The organism is Psychrobacter sp. H7-1, from assembly GCF_904846585.1.
Taxonomy (GTDB): domain Bacteria; phylum Pseudomonadota; class Gammaproteobacteria; order Pseudomonadales; family Moraxellaceae; genus Psychrobacter; species Psychrobacter raelei.
Genome location: NZ_CAJHBH010000035.1, coordinates 22,099 through 29,814, shown reverse-complemented (window position 1 = coordinate 29,814; position 7,716 = coordinate 22,099). Strand labels below are relative to the sequence as shown.

The window sequence follows — 7,716 nt, the reverse complement described above, 5'->3', positions numbered from 1 at the left end:
GGCAGCTTTAGCATCGATGAAAACGGTGAGTGGACTTATAACCTAGATAATACCAATGCCGCGGTGCAGGCATTGCCTGCTGGTGCGACATTAAGCGAGAGCTTTACTGTTGAATCTATCGATGGCAGTGCAAGCAGCACGGTGACCATCACCATTACCGGTACCAATGATGTCCCTCAAATAACTGGTGATCTTAATTCGACGGTTGTAGAAAACTATTCAACTGTCTTAACCACTGCTGATTTAATGGCATCTGATCCTGATAGTACTGACAATGCTTCCAATTTAACTTTTGAGGTCAGTAATTTAACAAATGGTACTGTACAGGTGAATGGCAATAATACGTCCACCTTTACTCAGCAACAATTAGAGAATGGCTTAGTTACTTTTGCCCATGATGGCACTAATGTTACAGGGGCTAATAATACTGCTGGGTTTAACGTGCGAGTAGTGGATGACGAAGGATTAGGTAGCAATACCGTCCCCTTTACATTACAAGTCACACCATTGGCAGAAATTACTAACATTGCTATTACGGATGATTTTAATGCGCGTCAAGACGTAACGCCCAATACCAGTACTAATATTGCTGGTGTAGAAAGTACGCGTTATGGTAGTACCTACCGCTATTCTGGCCTCGTATCAGATGAAAACAGTAGTACTACAGATAGCTTACAAGGACTGTCTAATGATACGACGCCTACTATTACAGTTAGTCTAGACAATCCTTTAGTTAGTGGTAGACAGACCTTAGTTATCACTCGTCAAGAGTTTGATATTGATGGAAACGCAATAGGTGGGCCTGTAGAAGTCAGTAGCACTTCTACGTTATCTGGTACGCAGAATAGCTATACATTTACTGATACCTTACCAGAAAATAGTCAAGCTACAGGTGATTTAGATACAGTCTATGAATATACGGCCATTATTCACAATACGCCCATAGGTAGAACGGTAGCAACTCCGCCCAGTAGTTTAGCTACTGATATGTTATTGGATTCTACAGCGCTTACTCCAATTGTTTCTGGCTTTACTATAAACACTAATGCTAATACGGCAACCTTTACTGGCATAGATACTGAAGAAGGGATTATATTTGTAGATAGCAATCAAAATGGAATCTTAGATAATGGTGAAGTTTCTGCTAGAGTTGGCGCGAATGGAGACTGGACGCTACCCTTTAGTGGTCAGGGCAATACATTTGCCCAGGACTTCGATAATTATTCGACTGGTAATACACCTTCTAATACGCCATTTGATACGTTTACGCCTTTAGGTTTTGTCGATAAAGCCGGTAATGTGAATCGCAATGCCATTGAGTTCTATCATTTTGACCAAAATGACGGCACAGTTTTAGTCAATGCTGATTTATATCCCGAAGATCGTCCGCTTACTGCTACTGGTAGTCTGATAGACGGAAGTGGGGATCTAGATGGTGATGGGACACAAAACTATGAAATTAGGTTTGATAAAAATAATGCTGCTCAAATAATATATGTTGAGGGCGACATATCTACTTATGATACAACGGCAAAAAACCGTTTTAACTTTGCTACAGGGGGAGGGGACGATACTTTACGTGTTGGTGGTAATCAAACGACGAATACAGGAGTCTATATGGGGGCAGGAAATGACAGTTATTCCATAAATAGGCTTGTTGGTTCGGGAAGTAATCGTGGTGTTACTGTTGACATGGGAGATGGCGATAACCGTATATTTATTAAAGGACAGGCACAAAATGATGCGGTTGACCTTAGTATCATTAGAGCCTTAGGTGGTGATGATATTTTGGATGTAACAGGAGGCGGTATCAGGCGGTCAGATATAAATTTAGGGGATGGAGACAATCAAATTATTGCTTATAGATTGGGTCAAAGAGGCCTTACTACTGGTACTCCACGTAATGTTATTACAACTGGTAATGGTAATGACACGGTGACAATCAATAATGATATTGATATAACGGATATCAGGTTAGGGGCTGGTAATGATAGTCTTACAGTTACTAATGGTATTCAAAATGACTCTAGCATTGATTTCGGAGCAGGTAATGACATCTTCCGTGCAGGAGGTTTACAAGATAGTGTCTCAATTGCTTTAGGCGCAGGTAATGATACTGCCACTGTAACGGGCACAATATCGGGTGGTACTTTATATACGGGTAGCGCTACCACCAATGAAGACAATAATATAGATAACGTTACCATTAATAATATAAGTGGTGGAACTATTCAACTAGGTATTAATGACTTACTGACAGTCAATGGTACTGTCTCTGGTGGTACTATTAATTTTGCCAGTTCTAATGACACGGTTAGCGTATCGAATATGACTGGCGGTCTCATTAGATTAGCTGAAGGCGACGATACCTTTAACTATTCGGGTGGGGATATTAGTGGTGTAGTAAGAGGCGGTACAGGAACGGATACCTTTAATTTCACAGCGACCAACCAAGACTTATATGTCAGCGACACTGTAGGTTTCGAAAGATTTAACATTAATAACTCTGGTGGAGAATTGAATTTATCTTATAGTGATGTGGTAAACGCTAGTACACGAGTTGTCATCATTGATGGCGGGGCGAATGATACGCTTGATTTGGGCGCTAACGGGATAATTGATGATAACACCGCTACGCGAATTGTAGATAATAATCGTACTATTGGTGCCAATGATACGTTTTGGGATCAACAAACCTCTGATCGAGCAGGCTACGATATGTATGTCTATACAGGTAGTGCAAATAGTCCCAACTCAGAAGGCTATACTGTTTATGTTGATACTGATATTACTGTTATCTAACTACATTTAATTAGGTTGAATAAACAAAACCGCCCTCATTATGAGGGCGGTTTTTTATGCTTATAACATGGCAGCAAGACGTGGTCGACCTATATATGACCTCTGCTGTCAAATCTGTGCAATTCAAACTTGGTAGTCTGACTTCCTCCATCTAAATGAACAATAAACCACAGGTTAGATCGCTTAACTTTAACTAATCTGAGTCATCACTATATTAATAGCCGCGCCACCTAAGATAAGCCAAATAAACATAACTGCCGCTAAGACTAAAGGCTTAATGCCCGCTTTTTTAATGGCGCTAAAATGAGTGGTCAGGCCCAGTGCAAACATAGCCATAGTGAGTAGCAGATTATCCAGATGTATCATAGCTTGAGTAGCGCTTTGTACCACAGGAGCAGCAGGGCCTGGTAATAAGCTGAGCAAAGAGTTGATGCCAACCATGGCCAAAAATACAAAGGCAAACCAAGGCACCTGAATACTTTTGAAACGCTGTAATATAAGCTGTATCTTGCTGGGCTGATGTGTAGAAGATATTGCTGTGCTTTGAGCTGCCGTATCTACTGAGGTGACAAATACAGATAGCAGCAGTAAAAACGGGGCCAGCATCATTACCCGAATCATTTTAGTAACCACTGCTGTATTGCCGACTTCAGGGCTGATGGCATTACCGGCAACCACCACCTGCGCCACTTCGTGAATGGTGGAGCCGATATAGACGCCATAGTGCTGAGGATCAATAATACCTGCAAGCCAACCCATCTGGTACAGCAGTGGATACAGCAGCATAGATAAAGTGCCAAACACCACTACAGTAGCCACAGCGATGGTCACTTTATGCGACTCTGCTTTGAGTACCGGTTCTGCTGCAATGACTGCTGCTGCCCCGCAAATACTCGCGCCTGAACCAATCAGCATGGTGGTGGTTCGATCCATTTTTAAGACTTTGGTACCCAGTAAGTAGGTCATCATAAAGGTAGAGCTTAATACCAAAGCATCAGTGGCGATGGCGCCGCCGCCGACACTCACCACTTGCGCCAGGGTAATCTTAAAGCCGTATAGCACAATGGCCAAGCGCAGTATTTGAGCTTTACAGAAAGTGACGCCTTCTGTCAAAGAGTTGGCAAATCTTGGATAGAGGGTATTGCCCAGAACCATACCTATCAAAATGGCTAAGGTTAATGCCGATAAGCCCAGCACGCTATGCTCAGTCCAATCTTGAATGCGCTCATTTAGCCAAATACTGATTAAGCTGCCAGATAACACCATCAGCAGCCCCAATATGTTTTTTCTATTTGGCAGATAACCGCCTAGCATCTGATTCAATTTATTCAATAAAGCAGACACAGACAGTCGATATAAGCCTTTATTGTCTCGACTGTGCTGAGTGGGATGGATTTTAATTGGGGTAGTAGGATGGGCTCTCATAAGATGGCTCGCTTAGTTTTAAAAAGACGCACTGAAGCTTATGGCTATGAAAGATAAGCTATTTAAGAATTACTATATTCCTTTTTTGTATATTAATAAAACAGATTGATTAGATAGTTTTTATCGATAAAATAGGTTAGCGTATACAGATGCCGTATTTTTAGTCTATAAACCTTGTAAGGTGTTAAACATGCCCACCTCAACGTCTAATGCGTCGACAACTGCCATTTCATTAACAGTTGGCCACGCTTTATTGCCCAAAATCACTTTAAAACAGCTGTCGGTCTTTATCAGTATTTACCAGACAGGCAGTACCAGTGCGGCCAGTGAGCAGCTACATTTGTCACAGTCAGCAGTGAGTAGTGCGCTCATGGAACTTGAGGATCGGCTGAAAATGCCATTGTTTGAGCGCATAGGGCGGCGTTTGCATCGCAGTGACAATGCCGAGGCCATATACATTCAGGCTCAAGCCATAATGAGCCAATGCTTAACGTTAGAGCAGTATCATCAATATCAAGCGGGGCGTATTCATATCGGTGCCAGTACGACGATAGGCAACTATGTGCTGCCCGCTTTAATCCAGCAAATTTATGGGAACAGCCCTGAGGCCAAGGTAGAGTTTTTTATTGGTAATACGCGAGATGTGGTGGCCGAGGTTGAACAATTAAAAGTGGACATTGCATTGGTAGAGGGTAGGCCAAGACCCACTGACAGCAAGCTGATTGAACAACAAGCCTGGCGCCATGATAAGTTAATGGTGTTTGCTAAAAAGGACAGTCAGTGGTTGGCAAGCCGTGAAGATAAGCGAGAAAATAATAGCAGTGATAACAAAGTGGCCAGTTATCAGCTTACTACCCAACAATTGGCCAAAATTCCATTATTGGTACGTGAGTCGGGGTCAGGGACAAGGCAGGTTATTGATGAGCAGTTGCTGCAATATATGCCGCAAACGGAGCGGGTATTGGCCATTCAGCAGTCAGAAGCCATCAAGAATATGGTCAAAGCCGATATAGGCTTTGGCTGTCTATCACAGCACGTGATTGAGGCGGACTTGGCACAGGGCAATCTGATTGAGATTGAGATTAAAGATATTGATTTGCAACGAGTATGGTGGATGATTTGGCACAAGCAACGCCATAAAAGTGAGATATGGCAGCAGTTTGTGTCAAGCTTGGTGCAGGATAAAGACTGTGCTCAATTACATGGAATTGATTAAAGACTCAATGGCTTAGGTATTTAAATAAACAGGGGCCACCTACCAAAAGTAGATGACCCCGGTTGCTTTATTTGATTCATGTAACGGCTAAATCAAAGCTAGCTGTTAGCGGCAGACTGTTTTAACGCATCAAAGTGAATAACACTGCGAATACTTTTACCCTCATGCATTAAGTCGAATGCTTCATTGATGTCCTCTAAGGGCATGGTGTGCGTAATGAAGTCTTGTAATGGAATTTCACCTGCCAGGTAACGTTCAACATAGCCGGGTAATTCAGTACGGCCTTTGACGCCGCCAAAGGCAGAGCCTTTCCATACACGACCGGTGACTAACTGGAACGGACGGGTAGAGATCTCTTGACCTGCACCGGCCACACCGATAATGACCGACTCGCCCCAGCCTTTATGACAGCACTCAAGTGCTGAGCGCATCACATCAACGTTACCAATACATTCAAATGAATAATCTACGCCGCCATCGGTTAATTCGATGATGATGTCTTGAATAGGGTGGTCGTAGTCTTTTGGATTGATTAAATCGGTAGCACCTAGTTTTTTGGCCAATTCAAACTTGCTTTCATTGACATCGATACCAATGATGCGGCTAGCGCCTGCCATCACCGCGCCAATCACTGCAGCCAAGCCAATACCGCCCAGACCAAAAATCGCCACAGTTGAGCCTTTCTCAACTTTTGCAGTATTCATCACAGCGCCCATACCAGTGGTCACACCGCAGCCAAGTAAGCACACTTCTTCAAGCGGCGCATCTTTATTGACCTTGGCCAGTGAAATCTCAGGCAATACCGTGTATTCAGAGAAAGTAGAGCAGCCCATATAATGATAAATGGGCTCACCATCTTTATAAAAGCGGGTGGTACCATCGGGCATTAAGCCTTTACCTTGAGTCTCACGTACGGCTGAGCAAAGGTTGGTTTTGCCAGAAGTACACATTTTACACACGCCACACTCTGCGGTGTATAAAGGAATCACATGGTCACCCACTTGAACGCTGGTCACCCCTTCGCCGACTTGCTCAACGATACCGCCACCTTCATGGCCCAAAATGGCGGGAAAAACGCCTTCAGGATCGGCACCTGATAGGGTATAAGCATCGGTATGACACACGCCGCTGGCAAGTACTTTAATCAACACTTCACCTTTGCGAGGCAGCATAACATCCACTTCTTCAATTTTTAAAGGCTCATTTGGGCCCCAAGCGACGGCTGCTTTTGATTTAATAAATTTATCAGACATAGTTGTGCTCTCTTTATTATTCGTTGTAAAAAAACGGGGTTGGAATAATGATGTGAATCATTATAGATTATCTCATATTAGATGATAATATGATGGTTTGACAAATATCTTTTACATAATGGTAATAATGATGAAGTGGGAAGGTATTAGCGAGTTTGTGTACGTAGCAGAGTATGAGAGCTTTACCCGAGCGGCCAAAGAGCTGGGTATTTCTATCGCTCAGGTCAGTCGGCAGGTAAGTGCCTTAGAAAAACGGCTAAACATTAAGCTGTTGTATCGCACCACCCGCAAGATCTCATTGACCGAAGAGGGGCAGGTGTTTTATAAGCACTGCCGAGGGGTACTTGATGGGCTTGATGCCGCCGAGCAAGCAATTAGTAGCTTGCAGTCAAAGCCGCAAGGTAAGATTAAATTGACCGCACCGGTGACTTATGGTGAGCAGCAATTGTTGCCTTTGATTAATGATTTTATCGTACAGTATCCGGATATTAAGGTCACGGCCTTTTTAAGCAATCAAAAGCTAGATTTGGTCGAGGGCGGCTATGATCTGGCGGTGCGTATTGGCAAACTAAGCGACTCGACGTTAATGGCAAAAAAGCTCGGTCACCGTACCAATTTTGTGTGCGCCGCGCCGGATTATTTAGACCGCTATGGTACGCCGCAAACTTTAGCTGAGCTGGCTAGTCACAACTGTTTGCTAGGCAGTTTGGATTATTGGCACTTTAAGCAAGCGCAGAGTGAGCGCAACATCCGAGTCAGTGGCAGCGTCCGATATAACAGTGGTTATAGTTTGGTTGATGCTGCCTTAAAGGGTATTGGTATGGTTCAGTTGCCAGATTATTATGTCCAAAAATATCTTGATTCAGGGAAACTTATCAGTGTACTCGATGACTTTCGGGAGCCTGAGGAGGGAATATGGGCGGTGTATCCACAAAACCGGCACCTATCTACCAAGATGCAATTGCTGCTACAGTATTTGCAGCAGCATTTAAATGTACAATCTGGAGGCAAATAAGCGGG

The 7,716-nt window shown here is 43.4% G+C and carries 5 protein-coding genes; 3 read left to right on the top strand and 2 right to left on the bottom strand.

Going from position 1 to position 7,716, the window contains the following annotated elements:
* On the top strand, positions 1 to 2,802 hold a 2,802-nt coding region (locus JMX92_RS10195; protein ID WP_201545481.1), incomplete at its 5' end, for a VCBS domain-containing protein.
* A gap of 189 nt (positions 2,803 to 2,991) precedes the next feature.
* Here the strand turns inward: JMX92_RS10195 and JMX92_RS10190 are convergent.
* Positions 2,992 to 4,227 (bottom strand): YeiH family protein, encoded by a 1,236-nt coding sequence (locus tag JMX92_RS10190; protein ID WP_201545479.1) that lies wholly within the window; start codon positions 4,225 to 4,227, stop codon positions 2,992 to 2,994.
* 190 nt (positions 4,228 to 4,417) lie between these two features.
* Here JMX92_RS10190 and JMX92_RS10185 point away from each other — a divergent pair, with 190 nt between their 5' ends.
* Positions 4,418 to 5,443, top strand: a complete 1,026-nt coding sequence (locus tag JMX92_RS10185) for a LysR substrate-binding domain-containing protein (RefSeq protein ID WP_201545477.1) — start codon at positions 4,418 to 4,420, stop codon at positions 5,441 to 5,443.
* A gap of 98 nt (positions 5,444 to 5,541) precedes the next feature.
* Here JMX92_RS10185 and JMX92_RS10180 read toward each other — a convergent pair whose 3' ends face one another.
* Complete coding sequence (locus JMX92_RS10180; RefSeq protein WP_011960298.1) at positions 5,542 to 6,696, bottom strand: S-(hydroxymethyl)glutathione dehydrogenase/class III alcohol dehydrogenase; 1,155 nt, start codon at positions 6,694 to 6,696, stop codon at positions 5,542 to 5,544.
* 130 nt (positions 6,697 to 6,826) lie between these two features.
* Here JMX92_RS10180 and JMX92_RS10175 point away from each other — a divergent pair, with 130 nt between their 5' ends.
* The gene (locus tag JMX92_RS10175; protein ID WP_041773305.1) at positions 6,827 to 7,711 is read left to right on the top strand and encodes a LysR family transcriptional regulator; all 885 of its coding nucleotides are present in this window, start codon (positions 6,827 to 6,829) and stop codon (positions 7,709 to 7,711) included.
* Positions 7,712 to 7,716 lie beyond the last annotated feature (5 nt).

Bases quoted from the DNA above. Each gene is read 5' to 3' on its own strand.
- JMX92_RS10190 (WP_201545479.1), bottom strand. From the start codon at position 4,227: ATGAGAGCCCATCCTACTACCCCAATTAAAATCCATCCCACTCAGCAC.
- JMX92_RS10185 (WP_201545477.1), top strand. From the start codon at position 4,418: ATGCCCACCTCAACGTCTAATGCGTCGACAACTGCCATTTCATTAACA.
- JMX92_RS10180 (WP_011960298.1), bottom strand. From the start codon at position 6,696: ATGTCTGATAAATTTATTAAATCAAAAGCAGCCGTCGCTTGGGGCCCA.
- JMX92_RS10175 (WP_041773305.1), top strand. From the start codon at position 6,827: ATGAAGTGGGAAGGTATTAGCGAGTTTGTGTACGTAGCAGAGTATGAG.